General features: G+C 73.7%; 13 protein-coding genes and 1 pseudogene. 9 read left to right on the top strand and 5 right to left on the bottom strand.

The genetic code is table 11. From position 1 onward, the window contains the following. The first annotated feature begins 1 nt into the window (after position 1). Positions 2–2470: a ricin-type beta-trefoil lectin domain protein gene (locus ACZ4WV_RS15475; RefSeq protein ID WP_465746763.1), complete on the top strand. Its 2469-nt coding sequence runs from the start codon at positions 2–4 to the stop codon at positions 2468–2470. A 249-nt stretch (positions 2471–2719) separates the two neighbouring features. Here ACZ4WV_RS15475 and ACZ4WV_RS15470 read toward each other — a convergent pair whose 3' ends face one another. The 3 genes and pseudogenes from ACZ4WV_RS15470 to ACZ4WV_RS15460 form a co-directional block, all read right to left on the bottom strand. Continuing rightward, a complete protein-coding gene (locus ACZ4WV_RS15470) occupies positions 2720–3268 on the bottom strand; it encodes a DUF1062 domain-containing protein (protein ID WP_465746761.1) in 549 nt (182 codons plus the stop codon). A 211-nt stretch (positions 3269–3479) separates the two neighbouring features. Next, positions 3480–3948, bottom strand: a pseudogene (locus ACZ4WV_RS15465) (IS5 family transposase); the annotation flags it as partial. 118 nt (positions 3949–4066) lie between these two features. Beyond that, positions 4067–4954: a S1 family peptidase gene (locus ACZ4WV_RS15460; protein WP_465746759.1), complete on the bottom strand. Its 888-nt coding sequence runs from the start codon at positions 4952–4954 to the stop codon at positions 4067–4069. Between the two features lie 652 nt (positions 4955–5606). Between ACZ4WV_RS15460 and ACZ4WV_RS15455 the strand changes: the two genes are divergently transcribed. The 4 genes from ACZ4WV_RS15455 (at position 5607) to ACZ4WV_RS15440 (ending at position 12872) form a co-directional block, all read left to right on the top strand. Beyond that, entirely contained in the window at positions 5607–6953 is a 1347-nt protein-coding gene (locus ACZ4WV_RS15455; RefSeq protein WP_465746757.1) for a GH1 family beta-glucosidase, read from the top strand. A 102-nt stretch (positions 6954–7055) separates the two neighbouring features. Beyond that, positions 7056–7709: a DUF6461 domain-containing protein gene (locus tag ACZ4WV_RS15450; RefSeq protein ID WP_465746755.1), complete on the top strand. Its 654-nt coding sequence runs from the start codon at positions 7056–7058 to the stop codon at positions 7707–7709. 146 nt (positions 7710–7855) lie between these two features. Then, a complete protein-coding gene (locus tag ACZ4WV_RS15445; RefSeq protein WP_465746753.1) occupies positions 7856–9991 on the top strand; it encodes a SpoIIE family protein phosphatase in 2136 nt (711 codons plus the stop codon). A gap of 58 nt (positions 9992–10049) precedes the next feature. Continuing rightward, on the top strand, positions 10050–12872 hold the full coding sequence (locus ACZ4WV_RS15440; RefSeq protein WP_465746751.1) for a SpoIIE family protein phosphatase: 2823 nt from the start codon (positions 10050–10052) through the stop codon (positions 12870–12872). Positions 12873–12957: 85 nt separating this feature from the next. Here the strand turns inward: ACZ4WV_RS15440 and ACZ4WV_RS15435 are convergent, their stop codons facing one another. Continuing rightward, positions 12958–14280, bottom strand: coding sequence for an eCIS core domain-containing protein (locus ACZ4WV_RS15435; RefSeq protein WP_465746749.1), 1323 nt, complete (start codon positions 14278–14280; stop codon positions 12958–12960). Between the two features lie 420 nt (positions 14281–14700). Beyond that, entirely contained in the window at positions 14701–16089 is a 1389-nt protein-coding gene (locus tag ACZ4WV_RS15430) for a COG1470 family protein (RefSeq protein WP_465746747.1), read from the bottom strand. Positions 16090–16349: 260 nt separating this feature from the next. Here ACZ4WV_RS15430 and ACZ4WV_RS15425 point away from each other — a divergent pair, with 260 nt between their 5' ends. The 4 genes from ACZ4WV_RS15425 to ACZ4WV_RS15410 all read left to right on the top strand — a co-directional run bounded on the left by ACZ4WV_RS15425 (position 16350) and on the right by ACZ4WV_RS15410 (position 23526). Next, positions 16350–17129: a helix-turn-helix transcriptional regulator gene (locus tag ACZ4WV_RS15425; protein ID WP_465746745.1), complete on the top strand. Its 780-nt coding sequence runs from the start codon at positions 16350–16352 to the stop codon at positions 17127–17129. A gap of 207 nt (positions 17130–17336) precedes the next feature. Then, positions 17337–20594: a hypothetical protein gene (locus tag ACZ4WV_RS15420; protein ID WP_465746743.1), complete on the top strand. Its 3258-nt coding sequence runs from the start codon at positions 17337–17339 to the stop codon at positions 20592–20594. Next, complete coding sequence (locus ACZ4WV_RS15415; protein ID WP_465746741.1) at positions 20591–21301, top strand: Pvc16 family protein; 711 nt, start codon at positions 20591–20593, stop codon at positions 21299–21301. The genes ACZ4WV_RS15420 and ACZ4WV_RS15415 overlap by 4 nt, the downstream gene beginning before the upstream one ends. Then, positions 21298–23526: an ATP-binding protein gene (locus ACZ4WV_RS15410; RefSeq protein ID WP_465746739.1), complete on the top strand. Its 2229-nt coding sequence runs from the start codon at positions 21298–21300 to the stop codon at positions 23524–23526. The genes ACZ4WV_RS15415 and ACZ4WV_RS15410 overlap by 4 nt, the downstream gene beginning before the upstream one ends. The last annotated feature ends 16 nt before the right edge of the window (positions 23527–23542 follow it).

Genomic DNA, 23542 nt, shown 5'->3' with positions numbered 1-23542 from the left:
CATGGGTCGTCAACGCCCCTCCTCCACCTGGCGCACCGCCCTGAGCGCGGCGCTCGTCCTTGCCGGCACGCTCGGCGGCCTGGCCGCGCCACCGGCCGCCCTTGCCGCCGCGCCGGAGGCTGCCACCGTCACCTCCACCCCCACCTCCAGCGCAGCCGCCTCTGCCTCCGCCGCCGGTGTCTCCACCGCCGTCACCATCGACGGCACCAAGCCGGGCCTGACCTTCGACGGGGTCGGCGCGATCTCCGGCGGCGGCGGCAACTCCCGCCTGCTGGTGGACTATCCGGAGCCTCAGCGCAGCCAACTGCTGGACTACCTGTTCAAACCCGGCTACGGCGCCTCGCTGCAGGTCCTGAAACTGGAGATCGGTGGCGACACCAACTCCACCGACGGCGCCGAGCCGAGCATCGAGCACGCCAAGGGCACCATCGACTGCAACCAGGGCTACGAGTGGTGGCTGGCCGAACAGGCCAAGGCCCGCAACCCCGGGATCACGTTCTACGGCCTGTCCTGGGGCGCCCCGGGCTGGATCGGCAACACCGGCAGTGGCGGCGACTTCTGGTCCCAGGACACCATCGACTACCTGATGTCCTGGATGGGCTGCGCCGCCCAACACCACCTGAACGTCTCCTACCTCGGCGGCTGGAACGAGCGCGGCTTCGACAAGGCCTGGTACGAGAACCTCAAGAGCACGCTCATCGCCCGCGGTTACGGCGCCACCAAGGTCGTCGCCGCTGACGACACCTGGGCCGTGGCCGACGCCATGGCCACCGACCCGGCGTTCAAGAACGCCGTCGACATCGTCGGTGTGCACTACCCCTGCGGGTACCTGAGCTCCTTCACCAACTGCCCGAGCACGGCGAACGCCCAGTCCCTGGGCAAGCCGCTGTGGGCGAGCGAGAACGGCTCCGAGGACGCCGACGGCGGTGCCTCCGCGGTGGCGCGCGCGATCAACCGCGGCTACCTCGACGGGAAGATGACCTCCTTCATCAACTGGCCGGTCATCGCCGCGCTCTACCCCGACCTGTTCTTCTCCACCGACGGCATGTCGATCGCCAACCAGCCCTGGTCCGGCAACTACAGCGTCGGGAGGACGACCTGGGTCACCGCGCACACCTCCCAGTTCGCCCAGCCAGGGTGGCGCTACATCGACTCCGCGAGCGGCTACCTCGGCGGCGCGCGGGCCAACGGCAGCTACGTCACGCTGAAGAGTCCGGGCAAGCGCGACTACAGCACGGTCATCGAGACCCTGGACGCCACCGCCGCCCAGACCGCGAGCTTCACCGTCACCGGCGGCCTGTCCACCGGCACGGTCCACGTCTGGTCCACCGACCTCGGCTCCACCAATCCGGCGGACTGGTTCGTCCAGCAGAACGACGTCACCCCATCACGCGGCAGCTACACCCTCACCCTCCAGCCCGGCCGGATCTACACCGTGACCACCACCACCGGCCAGGGCAAGGGCACCGCCACCCCGCCGGCCGCCGCGCCGATGAAGCTGCCCTACGCGGACGGCTTCGAGACGCCGGCCACCACCACCTCGCCGAAGTACTTCACCGACATGAACGGCGCCTTCCAGACCGTCGCCTGCGGCGGCGGCCGCACCGGCACCTGCCTGCGCCAGATGGCCCCGATCTCACCGATCCGCTGGACCGACGAGCCGTACAACGCCCCGTACACGATGATGGGCGACGGCAGCTGGTCCAACTACACCGTCACCGCCGACACCATGTTCGAGCAGGCCGGCACCGTCGAACTCCTCGGCCGGGTCAACCAGCAGGGCCGCAACAACAACGGCCTGAACGCCTACCACCTGAGGGTGAGCGACACCGGAACCTGGTCCATCGACAAGAGCGACACCAGCTGGCACTTCACCACCCTCGCGAGCGGCACCGTCGCCGCCCTCGGCACCGGCCGCTGGCACACCGTCGCGCTCACCCTCGACAACGAGACCCTCACGGCGAGCATCGACGGCACCGCCGTGGGCAGCGCCACCGACGCAAGCTTCACCAACGGGCGCGCCGGGCTCGGCGTGACCGGCTACCAGACCGACCAGTTCGACGACTTCGCCCTCACCCCCGGCACGCCCGCCAACCACACCGGCCCGATCGCCTCCGCCCTGCCCGGCACCTGCGTCCGGCCCGCCGCCGACACCAGCGGTGCCGCCGTGCAGCTCTGGGCCTGCGACGGCAGCGCCCAGCAGGTGTGGACGCGTTCCAACGGAACCGTCACCCACAACGGCAAGTGCCTCGACGTCACCGGCGCCGGCACCGCCAACGGCACCCCGGTCGAACTCTGGGACTGCAACGGCGGCGCCAACCAGCAGTGGACGCCCCAGCCGGACGGCACCCTGAAGAGCGCCCAGTCCGGCCGCTGCCTCGACGACCCCGCCGCGGCCACCGCCGACGGCACCCCGCTGGAGATCTGGGACTGCAACGGCGGCGCCAACCAGCGCTGGACGCTGCCGTAACCGCCTGAGACTCCGGACCCGTTCGGCTGCGGTCGGAACCCGTCCGACCCGGCCCCCGAGCGCCACGCCGCCCGGGGTCCGGGCGCGTCGGTCGAGCGGTGGCAGGGCGAGGACCGCGGTCGGTCCGCGGATGGAGGCGAACGGAATCACGGCCCGGACGTTCGCCGTGATCGCGTACTGCGCGGCAATCTATCTGCTAGGGCCTGTCCGGCGGATCTTGCCGGACAGGCCCCTGGTCCCGAGGAGTGCTCAGCGCTTGAGCGTGAAGGTGAAGTCGCCGGAGAGCTTGCCGTTCAGCCGGACTGCCGAAACGAGTTTGCCCTCCGTGATCAGTCTCTCGACCTCGGCCCGCGAAAGACCGCACCCTTCAGCGATCAGTCGCACCGGCCGGACAGGGATCCGCGCCGCGAAGCGGACCGAGACGTCGATCACCTCGCGGTCCAGGTGATCCGATCCGCCGGTGTCGAGGCGCCAGGCGTTATCCCAGTCGAGGGCGACGCGGTTACGGCGCCGCACGACCGGATCCTGGAGCAACTCAGCCGCCAGGCCAGGGTCGTTGTCATGCATCCGGTCCAGCAGCTCAGGTCGTACGGAGCGCACGTTCATCCGCTCCAGGACCGTGAGCTTTGCCGTGTCCCCACAAGCGGTGCAGAGCACGAGGAGCCAGGCGTCGAGGAGCTTGTGGTTTGCGTTGACGCGGAATTTGCCGTTCGCCCGGAAGCGGTCGGACGCGCACACGGGGCAACGGCGGAGAACGGTCGGCAGGCAGGTGGGCATGACCACCCAGTCATTGAGCACAGAAGTACACCGGTTTCAGTGAGAAGTCCGCAGCAAAAAGCAGCGCGGCGCACAGGCGCGACGCGCGACAGATCAGCACTCGGGAGGTCTCACAGGGTGTACAACGGCACGTCCTTGCCTAGACGACTTGACTCGGCAGCACGGTAACGGCACACAGCGGCGCTGCTCCACTGGTTTTCGAGCGCCTCACGGCCAGGGTCTGCCCAGCGGATCATGGGCGGAGCCAGAGCCGGATCGCCGCGACGGTGACGGTGCCGTGGGAAACGTAGGCCCTCTTGTCGAACCTCGTGGCCACGGCCCGGAAGTTTCTTGAGCGCGTTGATCGTTCGCTCGACTTCGTTTCTGCGCTTGTACGAGGCCCGGTCGAAGGCGGGTGGGCGGACGCCTGCCGAGCGTCGGGCGAGGCGGAGGCGGATCTGGCCCGTCTTCTCCGGGATGCCGTGCGGGATCTGCCGTCGCCGCAGGTAGGAGCGGATACGGCGGCAGCTGTACGCCTTGCCCGCGCTGAGGGCCCCGGGGCGGGTGCGGGGGCGTCCGCCGCCCTGGCGGGGAACCCGGATCTCGTCGACGACAGCCTCGAAGACGGTGCCGTCGTGGGTCTGGCCCGGAGTGACGAGCAGGCCGAGCGGGCGCCGTTCGGCTTCGCCGGCGAGGTGGATTCTGGTAGTCAGCCCGCCGCGTCCGTGGGCTGAGGGCCCGGCCGCCGGACAACGGGTGCTTGAGAAGGGCCGCTTGAGAACGGCCGCCTGCCCGCTGCCCAGGTCGGGCAGCGGGCAGGCGGGCCGGGTGACCGGTGTGTCAGTAGACGCCGACGTTGTACCTTTCGAGCGCCGGCTTCACCGGCTGGTAGAAGGTCGTCCCACCCTTGGTGCAGTTGCCGCTGCCGCCCGAGGTGAGGCCGAGCGCCTTGGTGCCCTCGTACAGCGGGCCGCCGGAGTCTCCCGGCTCGGCGCAGACGTTGGTCTGGATCATGCCGTAAACGACGTTGCCGCTGGTGTAGCGCACTGTGACGTTGAGGGCGGTGACCGTGCCGGTGCGGGTGCCGGTGGTCGATCCGGTGCGGGTGACCTTCTCGCCGACGTACGCGTCGGGGGTGGAGGTGAATCCGCCGGGGTGGCTCAGATCCTCGTTGTCGTAGCGGACGATCGCGTAGTCGCGGTTCGGGAAGGTGGAGGCCATGGTCGGCCCGATCTTGGTGGTGCGCTGGGAGTCGGCGTACCAGGTCGCGGCGGCCCTGCCGCAGTGCCCGGCGGTGAGGAAGTAGTAGATGCCGTTGTTCACCACGTTGAAGCCGAGCGAACAGCGGACGTTGCCGCCGTAGATGGCGTCGCCGGCGGCCAGCAGCGGGGTGAACTCCCCGGGCACCCGTTCGATGGTCAGGGCGGACGCGTCGGCGTCGGCGGCGCGCATGATCCTGGCGATCCCCTCCCGGGTGACGGTGCTGTCGGCGGTCACCACGACGCGGCCGGCGGCCTCGTCGATGTACCAGGCGGTGCCGTCGACCTCGGCGCTCAGGACGGCGTCACTGATCGCCGCCAGTTGCTCGGGTCCGGGGGTGTGGCGGGGCGCGGCCGCGGCGCCCGGCACGGCGACCGCGGTGGCGGTCAGCAGGCCGAGGGCGACGGCGAGCAGTCTGACGCCGCGTCTGGTGCCCTTGCGGGCGGCGTGGCGGGGGGTCCTGCGCATGGTCGTCACCGGGGTTCCTCCTAGGGGCGCGCGGCCCGGAGAGTCGGGGCCGCGAGGCGCGGTCAGGCTGTGGGCGGACCCCGGCCGGTGCTCACCGGAAGCACGACGGGATGATCTGCTCCTGACAGACGCTGTCCGGAAGTATCAGGAAACGGACCTTTCGCGACAAGCTTCCTGACCCGGTGTCGGCGGGGCGGCGAGCGGTTCGGATGACCCGGGTCCGCCATGCGGCTGATGCGCCTCAAGCCGCCACGGCGGGTCGCAGCAGGGCGTCGATCCGCGCTGCCACGGCCAGCAGCTCCCGGTCGGCCGTCCGGGGCCCGGTGAGCTGGAGGCCGACGGGGGCGGAGCCGGCGACCGGGAGGGGCGGCGTCAGCGAGGGCAGGCCTGCGGTGGCCGCGGGGGAGGTGTTGCGGTGGTCCCGGTCGGCTGCGGCCGAGACTGGACGATCACCTGGGCAGCGCGGGCGGCGGGGGACGACGCTGTCCGGCTGCCCGCCGGGCGGTCCCCGGGTGGCCCGGGCGTGGGACCGGACGCGCAGGGCCCGCGTTCGCTGAGGCCGGCACTCCGGCGCGGCGGCCCTGTGTCCTCTGGCGTTTCGGTGCGGTGGCAGTAACATGAGCATTCCTCATGTTCCCATCGGGAGGCTGCCATGCCGGACCGCTTCGACCTGCCGGCGGGGTTCCGCTGGGGCGTCGCCACCGCTGCGTACCAGATCGAGGGGGCGGTGGAGAAGGACGGGCGCGGGCCGTCGGTGTGGGACACCTTCGTCGCCCGCCCCGGGGCCGTGCGCGGCGGGCGGACGGGGGCGGTGGCGTGCGATCACTACCACCGGTACCCCGAGGACATCGCGTTGATGAAGGACCTCGGGCTGGACGGCTACCGCTTCTCCATCGCCTGGCCCCGCGTGCTGCCGACGGGTGGCGGCGTCGTCAACCCCGCCGGGCTCGCGTTCTACGACCGCCTGGTGGACGCCCTGTTGGAGGTGGGCATCACCCCGCTGCCCACGCTCTTCCACTGGGACCTTCCGCAGGTCCTGGAGGACGAGGGCGGCTGGCTCAACCGCGACACCGCGTACCGCTTCGCCGAGTACGCCACCGTCGTGGCCGACCGGCTCGGCGACCGCGTTCCGGAGTGGATCACCCTCAACGAGCCCTTCGTGCACACCGTGTTCGGCTACGCGCTGGGGACCCACGCACCGGGCCGCACCCTGATGTTCGAGGCCCTCCCGGCCGCCCATCACCAGCTCCTCGGCCACGGCCTGGCCGCGTCCGTCCTCCACGAGCGCGGGCTGACGGTCATGCTCTCCAACAACCTCAGCCCCGTGCAGCCGGCGTCCTCCCGCCCTGCCGACGCGGCCGCCGCCGAGGCCTACGACGCCCTGCACAACCGCCTGTTCACCGACCCCGTCCTCCTCGGCCGCTACCCCGACCTGTCCGCGCTCGGCGTCCCGGACGACATCTACGGCGCCGTCCACCCCGGAGACCTGGGCCTCATCCACGCGCCCGGCCTGGACGCCCTCGGCGTCAACTACTACAACCCGACCCGCGTCGCCGCCCCCGCCGAACCCGGCTTGCCCTTCGAGCTCGTGGACATCCCCGACGTTCCCCACACCGCCTTCGGCTGGCCCGTGGTCCCCGACGGCCTCCGCCAACTCCTACTCAACCTCCGGGAGTTGCACGGCGTGGACCTCCCGCCCATCACCATCACCGAGAACGGCTGCTCCGTCACCGAGGAGACCGTCCCCGACCAGCCCCGCATCGACTTCCTGGCCGCCCACCTCGACGCCGTCGCCCGCGCCATCGCCGAGGGCATCGACGTTCGCGGCTATTACACCTGGTCCCTGATCGACAACTTCGAGTGGGCGGAGGGGTTCAGTCAGCGCTTCGGCCTCGTCCACGTCGACTTCGAGACGCAGAAGCGCACACCGAGGGCTTCGTATGCCTGGTACCGCGATCTGATCGCCTCCCATCGGGAGCGGAGTAGGAGTAGGGGATAGGCGGTGGGCCATAGCCGCTGCGATCTGTGCGATCGGGGTTGAACCCGTCGGCCGCCGGTGCCGTTCGCCTGGGCGACTCGGAACCTGACCCATGGAGGACAGATGCCAACGCCCGGCTTCGGACCCGGCACCCTTGATGAGGACGGTGGCCCCGTCTGGATCACGGGCCTCGCGGCGGAGGGGCCGAATCACACCGTGCACGTGGTCCGTGATCTGAGCCCGACGGAAGCCCTGCTGGCGTTGGGCGTCAAGCCACAGCTCGTGACCCCTTGTGAGCTGCCCGTGCAGCGCCCTGATGAATGGACATCGCTCGCGCGTGCGGCGATCGGCGAGGCGGAGAGCGGCGCGGTGCTGTTGTCCGGCCGAGTGGGTGGCTGGACGTTCGTCTACGACGACGGCGGCCTGACCTCCTTCGCCGCGGATGGCGAACCTTCGGCGAAGCAGTTGTCGGTTGTGGGCGCGGAGGCGGCCACCAGCACCTTCTCCGTCAATGCCGACACGAATCTCGCCTACGCGGTCGACGGCGAGCTGCTGTTCTCCGTCTTCGAGGAGCTCGACCCGGCTCGGGATGCCGAGGAGATCCCCGCCGGACTGTGTGACGCGGTCGCGGCCGCCGGAATCTTCGAACAGGAGGACCTCGACGAAGGCGAACCGGACCCGGCGATCAACCTGCGCGTCCTGTGCGCGCTGGCAGGTCTGCGGTCCACGGTGGACGAGCTTCGCCGCATCCCGCTGTGGGCCGCGCCCCTCGGCTGATGCCCTCGCTTTGATCTTCACCACCGGTCCGGGCTGCCGGGTGCCCAGTCGGGCCTGCCCGGCCACGACGGGACGTACGGTGGCGGCCGCGCCACTATGGGAGGGAGCCTGCGGGTTCACCGGTCGGTTCGAATGGGGTGCTCGTGATGGGCGTGCCGTGGCATCCGTCGCCGGGGCCCGGACGCGCGGCCGCCGGGGCGCCGGTCGGGCGCGGCCTGGAGGAGGCGGCGGAGGTCCTGCGATCGGCGCCGGAGCGGCTCGGCGCGCACATGGGCGGGCTGTACCTGCTGTCGGAGGACGGGGAGCGGCTGGAGCTGGCGGTGACGCTGGGGGCGGCCCGGCAGTTCACCAGGCCGTGGCAGCGGGTGGGGATCACCGCCCCGGTGCCGGTGGCCGACGCGGTGCGCAGCGGCCGGGTCGTCTGGGTGGGCGGGGCGGAGGACATGGCGCGCCGGTACCCGAGGGTCGCGGTCGCGATGCCGTACGCGTTCTGTCTCGCGGCCGCTCCGCTGGTCGCGGGGCGGACGACGTACGGGGCCGTCTTCGTGATCTGGCCCGCCGCGCATCCGCCGGAGCTGTCGCCCGATGAGCATGACCGGTTCACCGCCTTCGCCGCGCGCCTGGCCGAGGTGCCGGCGGACGCGGCCCGGGCGGGCCGGCCGGTGCGGGCCGGACCGCGACCGGACGTGGCGGAGCGCGGCTCCGTCGACCCCCTCGCCGCGATGGTGGCGCGGCTTCCGGAAGGGGTGTGCGACATCGACCTGGACGGCAGGCTGACCGCCGTCACCCCGGCCGCCGCCGAGCGGTTGGGCGAACCGGTCGGGCGGCTGCTGGGCGCCCGGCCGTGGGAGGTCCTGCCGTGGCTGCGGGATCCGGTCTACGAGTACCACTACCGGGCCGCGATGATCAGCGGGCAGCCCAGCTCCTTCGTCGCCTGGCGCCCGCCGGACCGGTGGCTGTCGTTCGAGCTCTTCCCCGGCCCGTCCGGACTGACCGCGCGGATCGCCACCGCCGCCGCCGACGGACGTGACCGGCCGGTCGGAAGTCCGTCCGACGGGGCTGCGCACACCCGGCCGGGGGCGCTGTACCACCTCCTGCACCTCGCGGGCGCGCTGACCGAGGCCGTCAGCGTGCAGGACGTGGTGAGCATGATCGCCGAGCAGATCGTGCCGGCCTTCGGTGCCCGGGCCGTGGCGGTGCTGATGGCCGAGGGGGGCCGGTTGCGCATCGCGGGCCACCGCGGCTACCCGCCGGGGCTGGTCGACCAGTTCGACAGCACCCCGCTGACCGAGGCCACGCCCGGAGTCCAGGCGTCCACCCACCGCGTGCCGGCGTACTTCGAGAACCGCGCCGAGCTGGAGCGGCTCTACCCGGGCCGTCGGGAGACGCAGGACGGGATGGGCGCCTGGGCGTACCTGCCGCTGGTCACCTCGCGCAGGCTGATCGGCACCTGCGTGCTGGCCTTCGCCGAGCCGCACCGCTTCGACCTCGAGGAACGCGCCGTGCTCACCTCGCTCGGCGGGCTGATCGCGCAGGCCCTGGACCGCGCCCGGCTGTACGACACCAAGCTCGACCTCGCCCAGGGCCTCCAGGAGAGCCTGCTGCCCCGGGCACTGCCGGACGTCCCGGGCCTGGAGGTCAGCGCCCGCTACCTGCCGTGCACCGAGGGCATGGACATCGGGGGCGACTTCTACGACCTGATCCGCGTCGGGCCCGACTCCGTGGCCGTCGTGATCGGCGACGTCCAGGGCCACAACGTCAACGCCGCCGCGCTGATGGGCCAGATCCGCACCGCCGTACGGGCCTTCGCCACCGCCGACGCCGATCCGAGCACGGTGCTCTCCCGTACCAACCGGCTGGTGGCCGACCTGGACACGGACCTGTTGGCCAGCTGCGCGTACCTGCGGGTCGACCTCGCCCGCCGCGAGGCCTGGCTGGCCGACGCCGGCCACCCCGTGCCGTTGCTGTACGGTCCGGACGGCCGGGCGGGTGCGCTGGAGCCGCTCGTCGGCCTGGTGCTGAACGTCGACCCGGCCGCCGACTACCCGCAGATCCGCGTCGACCTGCCGGTCGGCACCACGCTGGCCCTGTACACCGACGGCCTGGTCGACACGCCCGGCGCGGACCCGGACCAGGCGCTCGCCGACCTCACCGCGACGCTGGCCCGCCACGGCGGCGAGCCGCTCGACCGGCTGGCGGACGCCCTGGTCGACCGGGCCGGCCACGGAGAGCACCGCACCGATGACGTCGCGCTGCTGCTGATCCGTTCCGTCCCCCGGTGAGCCGGGACGGGGCGCGGGGCGCCTCGTCGGCGGGCGGGCGCGGCGGGACCATGGGGGTATGGCGAGAGACACTGGCCCCGGTTCCCGTGCTCCGGACCGAGCGGATGGTCGTCGTGGGCGGCAGCGTCCACGCACGGGCCCCGGGGATCCTCGGGTGCGGCGGCTGCGGTCGGTGCTGAGCATCCGCAGCGTCGCCGGTCAGATGTTCCTCCTCCAGGTGTCCGTCGTGCTGGTGCTCGTGGTGGCGGCGGTCGTCGCGCTGCTGATCGCGTCCCGGAGCGACCGGTTCGCGGCCGCGCGCGACCGTTCGCTCGCCGCGGCCGAGGCCTTCGCCCACAGCCCCGGTCTGGTGGCCGCCATGCAGGGGCCCGATCCCACCGCGGTGCTGCAACCGCTGACCGAGGCGGCCCGCAAGGACGCCAAGGTCGACTTCATCGTGGTCGCCGACCGGAACGGCATCCGCTACACCCACCCCCAGCCGGAGCAGATCGGGAAGAAGTTCGTCGGCACCATCGGGCCGTCGCTGCAGGGGCGGGTCACCGTCGAGCAGGTGCACGGTCCGCTCGGCCTGGAGTACCAGGTGGTGGTCCCGGCGGAGGACACCGGTGGCGGGGTCGTGGGCATCGTGTCCGCCGGGATGAAGGTCGCCAACGTGAGCAGCGCGATCGACCGCCAGCTGCCGGTCGTCCTGGGCGCCGCCACCGTCGCGCTGGGCCTGGCCACGGCCGGGACGGCGCTGGTGGGCAGGCGGTTGCTGCGGCAGACCCACGGCCTGGGGCCGGAGGAGATGACCAGGATGTACGAGCACCACGACGCGGTGCTGCACGCGGTGCGGGAGGGCGTGGTCATCGTCGGCGGCGACGGACGGGTCCTGCTCGCCAACGACGAGGCGCGCCGGCTCCTGGACCTGCCACCGGAGGTGGACGGGCGGGCCGTCACCGACCTCGGACTCGCCCCCCGGACGACCGAACTGCTGCTCTCCGACAGCGCGGTCACCGACGAGGTGCTGCCCGTGGGCGACCGCCTGCTGGCCGTCAACAGCCGCCCCACCCTCGGCAGACGCCACCCCGAGGGCGGGCGAGGGACCTCCGAGGGCGGGGAAGGGCCCTCCGAGGGCGGGGGACGGCCCGCCGAGGGCGGGGGAGGGCCTTCCGGCAGCGTCACCACCCTGCGCGACTCCACCGAGCTGCGCGCCCTCGCGGGCAAGGCCGAGGTCGCCCGCGGCCGGCTCAGGCTGCTCTACGACGCGAGCATGGCCATCGGCACCACCCTGGACGTGCGGCACACCGCCGAGGAACTCGCCGGGACGGCGACCCGGGAGTTCTGCGACTACGCGACCGTCGACCTCGCCGAGGAGGTGCTGCTCGGCGAGGAGCCGCACCCCCGGACCGCCGGCGCCACGGTGGAGCTGCGGCGGGTGGCCCTCGCGGGCGTCCGCGACGATTCGCCGCTGTACCCGCAGGACACGGTGGTCCGGTGGGCGGGGAGCACCCCGCAGGCGGCCGGCTTCGTCAGCGGCAGACCCACGCTGGTCCCGGAGTTGGCGACGGACGCGGGCTGGCGGATGCAGGACGTCGAGCGCACCCAGGCGGTGCTGGACTTCGGCCTGACGTCGCTGATCGCCGTTCCGCTGACGGCGCGCGGTGTGCTGATGGGCGTCGCCTGCTTCTGGCGCGGCCGGGACAGGAACCCGTTCGAGGAGGACGACCTGTCACTGGCCGAGGAGTTGGCCGCCCGGGCCGCGGTGTCCGTCGACAACGCCCGCCGCTTCACCCGCGAGCACACGATGGCCGTGACCCTGCAGCACAGCCTGCTGCTGCGGGCGTTGCCCGAGCAGAACGCCCTGGAGGTCGCCTACCGTTACCTGCCCGCCCAGGCGGGCGTGGGCGGCGACTGGTTCGACGTCATCCCGCTGCCGGGTGCCCGGGTCGCCCTCGTCGTCGGCGACGTGGTCGGCCACGGCGTGCACGCGGCCGCCACCATGGGCCGCCTGCGCACCGCCGTCCAGAACTTCTCCACCCTCGACCTGCCGCCGGACGAGCTCCTCGGGCACCTGGACGATCTGGTCGCCCACCTGGACCAGGAGGCGGCCGCGGCCGGCGGCGAACCCGCGATCACCGGGGCCACCTGCCTCTACGCGATCTACGACCCGAGCACCGCCACCTGTGCGCTGGCCCGGGCGGGCCACCCCCCGCCCGCCGTCGTCCACCCGGACGGCACGGTGGAGCTGCTCCACCTCCCGGGCGGTCCGCCGCTCGGCCTGGGTGGGATGCCCTTCGAGGCCGTGGAGGTGCGACTGCCGCCGGGGAGCCACCTGGTGCTCTACACCGACGGCCTGGTCGAGGACCGCACCCGCGACATGGGTGTGGGCCTGGACGTGCTCACGAGCGTCCTGGCCCGCCCCGGTCGGTCGCCCCAGGAGATCTGCGACGCCGTGCTCGACGCCCTGCTGCCCGCCCGCCAGAGCGACGACATCGCCCTCCTCGTCGCCCGCACCCGCGTGCTGGAGCCCGACCGGATCGCCGAGTGGGAGGTGGCCTCGGCCCCGGAGGCCGTGGCGCGGGTCCGCGCCGAGGCCGTCCGCCGGCTCGCCCGGTGGGGCCTCGACGAGGCGGCCTTCGTCACCGAGCTGGTGCTCAGCGAGCTGGTGACGAACGCCATCCGCTACGCCACCGATCCGATCAGGGTGCGGCTGCTGTACGACCGCACGCTGATCTGTGAGGTCTCCGACAGCAGTAGCACGGCCCCGCACCTGCGGTACGCCGTCGCCGAGGACGAGGGCGGCCGCGGCCTGTTCCTGGTCGCCCGGCTCACCGAGCGCTGGGGCGTCCGCTACACGCCCGAGGGCAAGATCATCTGGGCTGAGCAGCACCTGGAGTAGCAGCACCTGTGACGGGTGCCGGGAGTCCTGGCAGCGGTAGGCGTGCTGCGGGAGCTCCCGGCGCCGGCAGGGTGGTGGCGCGGGCTCAGGCCTCGTCCGCTCCCGCGGTGGAGATGGTGGAGAGGTCGACGTTCCAGGTGGCGTCGCCGGCCGCCGTCGCGGTGACGGGGCCCTGCTCGGCATGCTCGTCGAACGGCGAGACGAAGGTGTGGGTGACCACGGGGCTGGTCCAGGCGGGCAGGTTCGGGTTCCACTTGCCCGTGTTCCGGGCGACCTTCCAGCGGAACGAGACGGTGTACGACTTCAGCCAGTACCCGGAGGACATCTTCGCCGTGGTGCTGAAGCCCGGGTTGTCCGCGAACGCGATCTCGTTCTGGGCGTCGGTGATGACCGGGTTTCTGTAAGAGGGGCAGTAGGGGCCGTCCTGCTCCCACGGGCGGTCGAACGCGTGCTCGCTGAACGTCGGCTGCTTCGTCTTCTTGTCCTCCGACTCGATGACCTGGACGTTCGAGTCGGTGACCTCCTGCCAGAAGTGGTAGTTGGTGGAGACCCGCTGCGGGGCGCCTGCCGGGTTCTTCAGGCGTGCCACCTGCGAGAACCCGATGTCCTGGGCTTTGTGCAGGTTCTGGGTCTGGGGTCCCTCATACGCTGCCCGGAACTCCAGGACGGGCCGGTTGAGGTCGAGGTTCTCCGCGCGGGCCCGGCCCCGGGTGCGCCGTTCCGTGGGCGGGCTGCTGCCGCGGATGGCGGCGGCGTCCGCGTCCCGCTTCGCGGGCATCCGCTGCACCGCCGCGCCGGCTCGGGGGGAGGCCGCGGCGGATCCGCCGGCCTCCGCCTCCTCGCGGAGCAGCGGGGCCGACAGGGCGCGGACGGCGTTGGCCTCGGCCTCGCGTTCGTAGCGGTCGGACGGGTCGGAGACCCGGAGGCCGTCGCCGCGGTCCGTCCCGGCGACCGGGCCGTGGCGCTGCTGGATGACGTGGGTCAGCTCGTGGGCCAGGGTGTGCCGGTCGCCGCCGCCCGCCCCGAGCACCACGTGGTTGCCGGAGGTGTAGGCGCGGGCGCCGACCTCGGCCGCGGAGGCGCGGGCCGTACTGCCGGTGTGCAGCCGTACGTCGGAGAAGTCGGCCCCGAGGCGGGATTCCATCTCGCGTCGGACGGCACCGTCGAGCGGTTGTCCGGCGGACCTCAGCACCTGGGGCACCAGGGAGCGTTGCAGGGGCAGTTCCTCCGGCCCGGCGGCCCCGCCGGAGCCGTGGCGGGCCTGGTCGACCAGGCGGGACACCGCTGCGTTGCCGATGGTCCGTTGCAGGTCGAGCGCGCTGGCGGACCGCGGGCCCGATCGCGCGGTGCGGGTGGTGGCCGGGGCGGGGCCCCGGACGGTCCGCCGGTCCGGTTCGTGAGCGCGCACGGCGAGCGGGGTCCTTCCTCCTTGTGGCGGTTCGGTGCGCATCCGGCACCGAGCCCGCCTCCGGCGCGGAAACAACGCAAAGCTACTGTTGAGGAGACGATGCGTCAGCACCGTGCGGGGGCAGATCCGCCTGTCCGTGGGGGACGGTCCGGTTGCCCTTGCAGGCCGGCCCGGGTTCCCCCAAAAGGCAGGCGGGTCGAGGTGGCGGGCTTCGGGCGATTTGGCGGTTGGTGCTCGAACGGGTCAGGGTGTCCGTCGGGTGTTGACATGGTCACGGGCTGTGAGAGGCGATGGGTGGGGGAAGATCACGAGGGCGGAGGGGCCCCTTCCGGGGGGAAGGGGCCGTTGACAGCGTCGGGGCGCCCGGAGGACCTTTCCGGTCCGGCTGCCCGGGGAGGAAAGGTCACTGTGTACCCCGGCTCAGTTCCCCTGCCGGATGTCGCTCAGCGTTCCACTGACATTGAGGAGTTCGTGGCACGCCGACGCCTGCTTGCCGGAGGCCGGGGTGCCCGGTGACTCGCAGGTCACGTTCGCCGTCACTGCCTGGTCCGCGGGGACCTGGATGGGAGTCACCCAGTGGTAGTCCTGGTTGCGGAAGGTCTCCAAGGCGATCGTGGTGATCGTCTGCTTGCCGGCCGTGATCGTCAGCACACCCTGGTCACCCTGGAAGTTGGCGACCACGATGTCCGTGATGTCGAAGACCTTGCCGTGCGGCACCTGGTAGTTGCCCACGGCCGAGGCGCCGTTCGCGGTCTGCACATCGACCGTGGCGGAGCTCTGCTGGCCCGTCCCGGGCACTGCCAGCCCGGAACGGCCGCCGCCCGAACCGGCGCTGCCGGAACCGGCGCTGGTCTGCCCGGCGCTCGGCTTGCCCTGGCCGGCGGGAGTCCCGCCGGAGGACGCCGGCAGTGCGCCGTCGGCAGGTGTGGCGGCCGCGGCCGGGGTGGCGTTCTGCTGGGCGACGGCCTTCTCGGCGGCCTGCTTCGCGGAACTGCGCACCGCCGGGCGGACCAGGGCGAACCAGGCCAGCAGCAGGGCGATCAGCGCCGCCAGGAGTGCGAGCAGCCACTTGGGGAAGACCGGGATCTGGATGAACTCGCCATCCAACTTCGGCTTCTGGAGCTCCGTCGGATCGGCGGCCGGGCCGGTACCGGCCTTTGCGCCGCCGTCCCCGTCCTTGCCGTCGCCGGCCTGGCCGGCCGCGGGCTCCGCCGGGCCGACGGTGACCTCGAACGGCCAGGTGGCCTGCTTGCCGAACCAGATCAGCTTGCGGGCGCGGGCCTGCAGCCGCATCTCGCCGGACTCGCCGGGTTCGAGGCGCAGCCGCTCCGGGCTGACCCGGAAGCGCAGGTCCTCGCCGGCCTGGCCGGGCGTGGGGACGACGGTGGTGGGTGCGTTCCCGAGGTTGCGCACCGACGTCCGGTAGCGTCCGCGCAGCCAGCCGCGCCGTCGGCGGGGGGCGAGCGCGGCCTGCAGCTCCTGGAACGGTGTGACGGTGACGGTGGTCTCCGGAACCGTCACCAGCTCCGGGCGTTCGGTCGGCAGCACCCGGATGCCGAGCGGGAACTCGCCGGCGCGGGCGGCTGGCGAGCGCGGCGGAGCCAGACGGACCGTCACGGTCTCGGAGGTCCCCGGAAACAGGGAGACCCGGGCCGGCTCGACCGTCGTCCATGCGGCGCAGTCGCCGACCACCTCCAGCGAGTACGCCTCGACGATGTCGAGGTCGTTGCGCACCGTCAGGGTCGTGGTGGCCACGCCACCGGGCGCCACCGTCAGCGCGGGCAGGCCGAGTTCGGCGGAAGTGGTCATGCCGTGACGGTAGGGCCGACGGACCGTCCGCGGAGAGGTCCGTGCGGGCAAGCCGTGGGCACACCCCTTGCCCGCACGGGCGGACCGGCCCTGCCCGGCGCCGCCGTGGCGCACCGCCCGCGCTGTGCGCACCGCCCACACCGGGCGCACCGCGCCGCCGCCCGGGGCCCGCGTCCCTGAACCCCCAGGCCAACGGCCGGCACCGCCCCCGGGGCGCCCGGCCGTCACCAGTGAATGTCCAATGAGGAATGGAGAGTTCGATGACGTCGACCGATACGAGCAGTGAGGGAGTCGTCACCGCCCGGCGGACCACGGGGTCGCCACGGTCCGCCGGCTCCGGAGTGATGAACGGCTCCCGGACGGCGGGCGGCGCCCGCCCGTCGGGCGTGGGCATCCCCGTGCAGCCGCGCGGGAAGCCGGCCCAGATACGCGTGGCGGTGTACGCGGAGGACATCATCCTGCAGACCGGCGTGGTCCAACAGCTGCGCCAGCGCCCCGAGGTGGAGCTGCTGAGCGAGAGTGACGCGGGGAACGCGGAGGTCTCGCTGCTGGTGGTCGACGCCCTGACCGAGGAGGTGGCCGAACACCTGCGCCGGCTGCGGCTCGCCACCTCCGGCCGGATCGGCCTGGTGGTCGGCCACTTCGAGGCCGGCGGGCTGCAGACGATCGTCGAGTGCGGGGTCGCCGCCGTGCTACGGCGCGCGGAGGCGGACCAGGACCGGCTGGTGCACCTCATCACCGCCCTCGCCAAGGGGGAGGGCGTGATGCCGGGGGATCTGCTGGGCGAGTTGCTCGACCGGATCGGGATGCTCCAGCGCACCATGCTCGACGGGCGGGGGCTGACCCTGTCGACCCTGACGTCCCGGGAGGCGGAGATGCTGCGGCTGGTGGCCGAGGGGTTCGACACGAGCGAGATCGCCGCCAAGACCTCCTACTCCGAACGCACCGTCAAGAACGTGCTGCACGAGATCATCACCCGGCTGGGGCTGCGCAACCGGGCGCACGCCGTGGGGTACGCGATGCGGCGCGGCCTGATCTGACGGTGACACCCGCGAGAGCGACGCCTCGGTGTGCCGTGACTCCCAGGAGCCGGCTCCGAGGCCCCGCGCCCGTCCCCGACCGTCGCGGTCTGCCCTTTGGGGACACCGGTCGTTACCCCCGGCTCGGGCGCCCGGGCTCTGTACCCGGGCGGCCCGAGCCGGTGAGACTGCCAGGGAGTCCGCCCCTGCCACCCTGTGAGGTCGTGCGTGATCGCCGCCACCGGCACCCCCCGCCCCATCCGGCGGCCGGCCCGGGCCGCCGTCGCGGTCCTGCTCGCGCTGGCCGCGGCCGTGCTGACCCTGGGCTCCGCCCCCGAAGGGCAGGGCGGCGCGACAGCGCCGACCGCCTCGGCCGACCCGGCCGCCGGGCGGGTCCTGTTCGCCGGCACGAACCACCGCGGCCTCGGCCGGGTGACCGGCGCGGCGTCCAGCACCCCGCTGTTCGGCCCCGGCCCGATCCACTTCGACCAGGACCCGTCGGCCCGCGGCGGCGAACTGGTCTTCACCAGCCTTCGGGACGGCCCGCTGCCGCAGGTCTACCTGCGCGACGCGGCCGGCGCCGTGCACAAGCTCACCACCGGCATGGACACCGCCCACCCCGCGCTGGCCCCGGACGGCAAGGGCGTCGTCTTCGAGGCACTGGAGCCGAGCGGCAACGGCGGCACGCCGCAGCACGTGCTGTGGGTGGTCAACCGGGACGGCGGCGGACTGCGGCGCCTGACCGACGGCTCGTCCGACGAGACGCACCCGACGGTCTCGCCCGACGGCCGCTGGGTCGCGTACGCGTGCACCGGCGACCCGGCGCACACCCAGATCTACCTGCGGCCGTTCGAGGGCGGGGCGCCGGTCAAGATCACCAACGTGACCACCGGCAACGCCCTCGACCCGACCTGGAACCCGCAGAACGACGACGCGCACCGCAACGAGATCGTCTACACCTGGGACAAGGGCGACCAGGGCCGGACCCTGATGCTCACCTCGCCCACCGGCGGCGACAAGGCGTTCTTTCCCGGTACCGGCTCCACCTGGCACACCGGCTCCGCCTCCTGGCTGGCCGACGGCACCGGCGTCCTCTTCCTGAGCCCCGACCGGCCCGCCCCCGCCCCGGGCCAGCAGCCCGACCCGACCCAGCCGCCGGTGGTGAACCTCTACCGGGCGCCCACCTGCTCCTGCACCGACCCCCAACTGCTCTACAGCACCAACCGGCTGATCGCGACACCGACCTGGCTGGGCACCCAGGCCGAGGGCGGCCCCGTCGTGGAACAGACCAGCGCCGCCGCCGCCAACGTCGCCGACGTCCAGGACGTCCGCCCGGACGGCGCCGACCCGCGCGACCTGGGCATCAGCGTGCTCACGGAGGACCCCGCCGCCGACACCAACACCAATCCCAACCCGGCGGCCGACCCGCTCTTCCACCCCCGCCCCGGCTACGACCCCTGGTTCGAGCGGCAGACCTACACGCCCGACGGCCGGCAGATCGTGGTCACCCGCTACGAGGACTCCTCGACCGGCCGGATCGAGCGGATCTGGCTGGCCGACGCCGACGGCTCCAACCCGCGCCCGATGAACCTGGCCGGGCGCGGTCCGCTCGACCGGGACACCGACCCCGCCCTCTCGCCGGACGGCCGGCTGATGGTGTTCAGCCGCAGCTCCCCGGGCAGTGACCGGGCCCCGGCGCGCCCGGGGCGGATCCTGATCGCCGAGGTGGCCACGGGGGCGATCGTCGGCACCGTCGCGCCGCCGGCCGGCCAGGACGGGGCCTCCGACGGCGAGCCCTTCTGGTCCCCGGACGGCAAACTGATCGCCTTCTCCAGGACCGCGGTGATCAACGACAACGCCGGGAACATGCACATCTGGACGGTGGCCGCCGACGACCTCACCCGGCAGAACGACCTGAGCCGGGCCGCCTGCCCCGGCAGCTGCAACGTCATCGACGACAGCCCGGTGTTCTCGCCCGACGGCAAGCGGATCGCCTTCAACCGCAAGGCCGGCGACGGCGGCAACAACCGGCGGGACGGCGTGCTGGTCACCTCGCCCACCGGCGGCGACTGCACGGTGATCCTGCCCACCGCCCTGCGCGGGCGCAAGGACGCCTGCACCCAGCCGCTGCCGGACACCTCCGAGAGCGGCCCGTTCCAGCCCCGCGACGTCGCCTGGACGGCGAACGGCGCGCAGCTGGTGCTCACGTCCCGCCGGGCCCTGCCGCCCAACTCGCCCGAGGGGCTGGCCGTCTACGACTTCGCGGCCGGCACGCTCACCCCGCTCGACCGGCGGCTGCCCGGGCGCCAGAAGGAACCGGCCGTCCAGCAGTCCGTGGACCTCGCGCTGGGCGCGCCCGCCCGGACACCCGCCGTCCCCGTCGAGGGAGGCACCGACGTCACGGTCACCGTCACCAACAAGGGTCCCGCGCCCTCACCCGGCACCGTCCTCACCGTCTCGGTGCCGACCGGCGCCCGGCTCGGCGGGCTGACCACCCCCGTCGGCACGTGCGACGCTGCGGCGCTGCGCTGCGAACTCGGCACGCTGGCGCCGGGAGCGGCCGTCCGGGTGACCGCGCGGCTGATCGGTACCAAGAGCGGCTCGCAGCACTTCGGCTGGAGCGTCACCGGGACGGTCGTCGACCCGAACCCCGGGGACGACTCCGCCGAGACGCTCCTGCCGGTGCTGGACCCGACCACGCCCTCGCCGACGCCCTCCCCCTCCGCCACGCCGACACCCACGCCGACACCGACGCCGACACCGACCCCGACCGTGACCCCGGCGCCCGCGCCGCCCGCGACACCGGCCGTCACGCCCGGACCGGCACCGGCCCCGGCACCGCTCGCCGGCCCCGGCGTGTCCGTCGACGCCCAGCCCAACCCGGGCTACGTCGGCGGCCGGGTGACCGTCAGCTACACGGTGCGCAACACCGGACGGGCCCTCGCGACGGGCCTGCGCCTGACGCTCGGCCTGCCCGCCGGAGTGCCCACCGAGGCGCTGCCCCCGGGCTGCCGCGGCGGCAGCTGCGAGCTGGCCGACCTCGGCCCGGGTGGCAGCCAGGTGGTCCGGGTCGTCCTGGCGCCCGTGGCCCCCATGGACACCACCATCAGCGCGGAACTCACCACGACCGGCACCGACGCCGTCCCGGGGCCGCACCGGGCGAGCACCCCGCTGCGCATCCTCCAGCCGCGCATCGTCGCCGTGCCGCCGATCGGCAAGCCCGGCTTCGTGACCTCCGTCCGCGGGATCGATTTCCCGCCCGGCGCGCCGGTGCGGTTCACCTGGCAGCCGGGCATCACCGCCGCGGCGGCGCCCACCTACCCGCGCGCCGACGGGACCTTCGCGGGCCAGCTGCTCATCCTCCCCAAGGACGAGACCGGCCCGCGCACCATCACCGCCGACGGCCCCGGGTTCTCCCCGGTGACCACTCCCTTCCTGGTGGTCGAGGGCAGCATCGGCCCGCCGGGGGAGGTGGAGCGGCGGTGATCCACGAGGTCGATGAGGCACTGCGCCTGCTGCTCGCCGAGACCGGGTTGCCGGAACGCGGGATCGAGGTGGTCTTCGACGCGCCCACCCGGGACCTCGCGGCCCGGCGCACCGCGCCGACGGTCAGCGTCTTCCTGTACGGCATCCGCGAGGAGACGGGCCGCCGGCAGGCCGGCGTGGTCGCCGAGCACGACGCCGACGGCATGGTGGTGGGCCACCGCGCCGCCCCCCGCTGGTTCGAGCTGGCCTACCTGGTCACCGTCTGGACCAACCGGCCGCAGGACGAACACCGCCTGCTGGCCGAGGTGCTGCAGTGTCTGACGGCCGTGGAGGCGCTGCCCGCCCGGATGCTCACCGGGACGCTCGCCGAACTCGGGCTGACCGTCGAACTCGACATCGCCGGCCGGGACACCGGCCTGCCCTCGGTGTCCGACGTCTGGTCGGCGCTCGGCGGGGAGCTGCGGCCCTCGATCGACCTGAGGGTGCTCGCCCCGCTGCCCGGCGGGCGCACCCCGGCGGGTCCGCCGGTCACCGAGGGGCTGGTGCTGCGCGCCGAGGACGCCACCCGGGACGGCACGGCGCCCGCCGACGGGCCGGGCCGCCGACTGCGCTACCACGGCGGCACGGACCCGGGGGCGGACGGCTTCGCCGCACCCCGGGACCGCGGGCTGCCGCCGGGCCGCCGGCCGAGGGGCAGGGCGCGATGAGCGTGGACCTCGAGCCGGAGGCACCGGCCACCTCCGCCGCGTCGGCCCCGTCGGTTGCCGGTCCGGCGGCGTCCGCCGCGAACGGCTTCCCGGCCGGCCTCGACCACCTCTGGGAACGGCTGCACCGGGTCGAGCAACGCGTCCGCACCGCGGTGCGCGAGCGCCGGGCCGACGACCCGGACCCGGACGACCCGTACCGCGGCCAGTACCTCGGGCCGGAGGCGGTCGAGCGGATCCTCGCCGCCTCCGCCGCGGCAGGCCTCGGCGCCACGGCGGCCGGCGACGGCGGTCCCGCCGGTCACGCGGGCGATCCGGACGACCCCGGTGCCGCCGCCGACGCGTCCGCGCCGCCCCCGCCACCGGGCTCCCGGCTCGCGCGGCTGAGCGCCGCCTTCGGGCTGCTCCCGGTGGACGTCGACCTGCTGCTGGTGGCCCTCGCCCCCGACCTCGACCACCGCTTCGAACAGCTCTACGGCTACCTCAACGACGACCTGACCAGGCGCCGGGCGACCGTCGCCCTGGCCCTCGAACTGTGCGGACTGCCCGCCGCGGGCGCCGGCCGCTTCCGGTTCTCCGGCCGCGCCCCGCTGGTCGCCGGTGGCCTCCTGGAGGTCACCGAGCCGGAGCGCCCGCTGCTCTCCCGAACGCTCCGGGTGCCCGACCGGGTGACGGCCCATCTGCTCGGCGACGACGCACCGGACGACGCGCTCGCCGGACTGGCCCGCCGTGCCGCGCCGGGGCACGTGCCCGCGGCGGCCGCGGAGTCCGTCGGCCGGCTGCGCGCGGCCGCGGCGGACGGCGGACTCGTCTACCTGCTGGACCGCGGCGGGCATGCCGCCCCGCTGGCGGCGGCCGCCCTCGGGGCCGACGGCCGTCCGCCCCTGGTGGTCGACGCCGCCGCGCTGGCCGCCCGCCCGCCGGGCGGCGCCACCCTGCGGGTGCTCGCCCGCGAGGCCCGGCTGGGCGGGGGCGGTGTGGTGCTCGGGCCGCTGGACCGGCTCGAACCCGATCGCGCCGACCGGCCCGAACGCTCCGCCCTGCTGCGTGAGCTGTGCGCGGAACTCGCCGGGGTGCCGTTGATCGTGTACGGCCCGCAGGTGTGGGATCCGGCCTGGGCGCGGGAGAGCCCCGTGGTGGTCACCGCCCCGGCGCCCGATGCGGGCGACCGGACCGCGCAGTGGGCCCGTGCGCTGGCCGCCGCCGGGACACCCCTGAGCGGAGAACTGACCGAGGGGCTGGCCGAGGCGGTGGGCGCGTACCGGGTGGACCTGGAGAAGCTGGAGCGGGCCGCCGCGGTGGCGGCCAGGACGGCGGCCGCCGAGCAGCGCCCGGTGCACGCCGCGGACCTGCGGGCCGCGGTGCGCGCGCAGAACGCCGCCGGCCTGGCCCGCCTCGCCCGGCGGATCGAGCCGGCGGTCGGCTGGGACGACCTGGTGCTGCCCGACCCGACCGCGGCCCGGCTGCGTGAACTGGTGCGGCGGGCCCGGCACCGCGACCAGGTGCTCGGGCAGTGGCGGATGCGGCCGGGCGGCGGCCGGGGGAACGGCGTGATCGCCCTGTTCGCGGGGGAGTCGGGCACCGGCAAGACGATGTCGGCCGAGGTCGTCGCCGCGGAGCTCGGCATGGAGCTGTACGTCGTGGACCTCTCCACCGTGGTGGACAAGTACATCGGCGAGACCGAGAAGAACCTGGAACGCATCTTCACCGAGGCCGCGCAGGTCAACGGCATCCTGCTGTTCGACGAGGCGGACGCCCTGTTCGGGAAGCGCTCGCAGGTCAAGGACGCCCACGACCGCCACGCCAACGTGGAGACGGCCTACCTGCTCCAGCGGATGGAGTCCTTCGAGGGGATCGCCGTGCTGACGTCCAATCTGCGCGCCAACCTCGACGAGGCGTTCACCCGGCGGCTGGACGTCATCGCGGAGTTCCCGCTGCCGGACGAGTCGCAGCGGCGCCTGCTGTGGGACCGCTGCCTGGGGCGGTGGCTGCCCCGCGGGGACGACCTCGACCTCGACTTCTGCGCCCGGCGGTTCGAGCTCACCGGCGGCTCCATCCGGGCCTGCGCCGTCTCCGCGGCCTACCTGGCCGCCGGGACGGGTGCCCCGCTGGGCATGGCGCAGCTGGTCGCCGCGGTGGTCGGCGAGTACCGCAAGCTCGGCCGGCTGGTGCTGGAGAGCGAGTTCGGCCCGTGGCTGGGCGTCCTCGCCGACGCCGGGCACGCCTGACCCGCCCGGGCGGCTG

The sequence above is a fragment of the Kitasatospora sp. NPDC029312 genome (genome assembly GCF_055569215.1).
The sequence above is the reverse complement of the archived record's forward strand: the minus strand, read 5'-3'. Positions and strand labels throughout refer to the sequence as shown.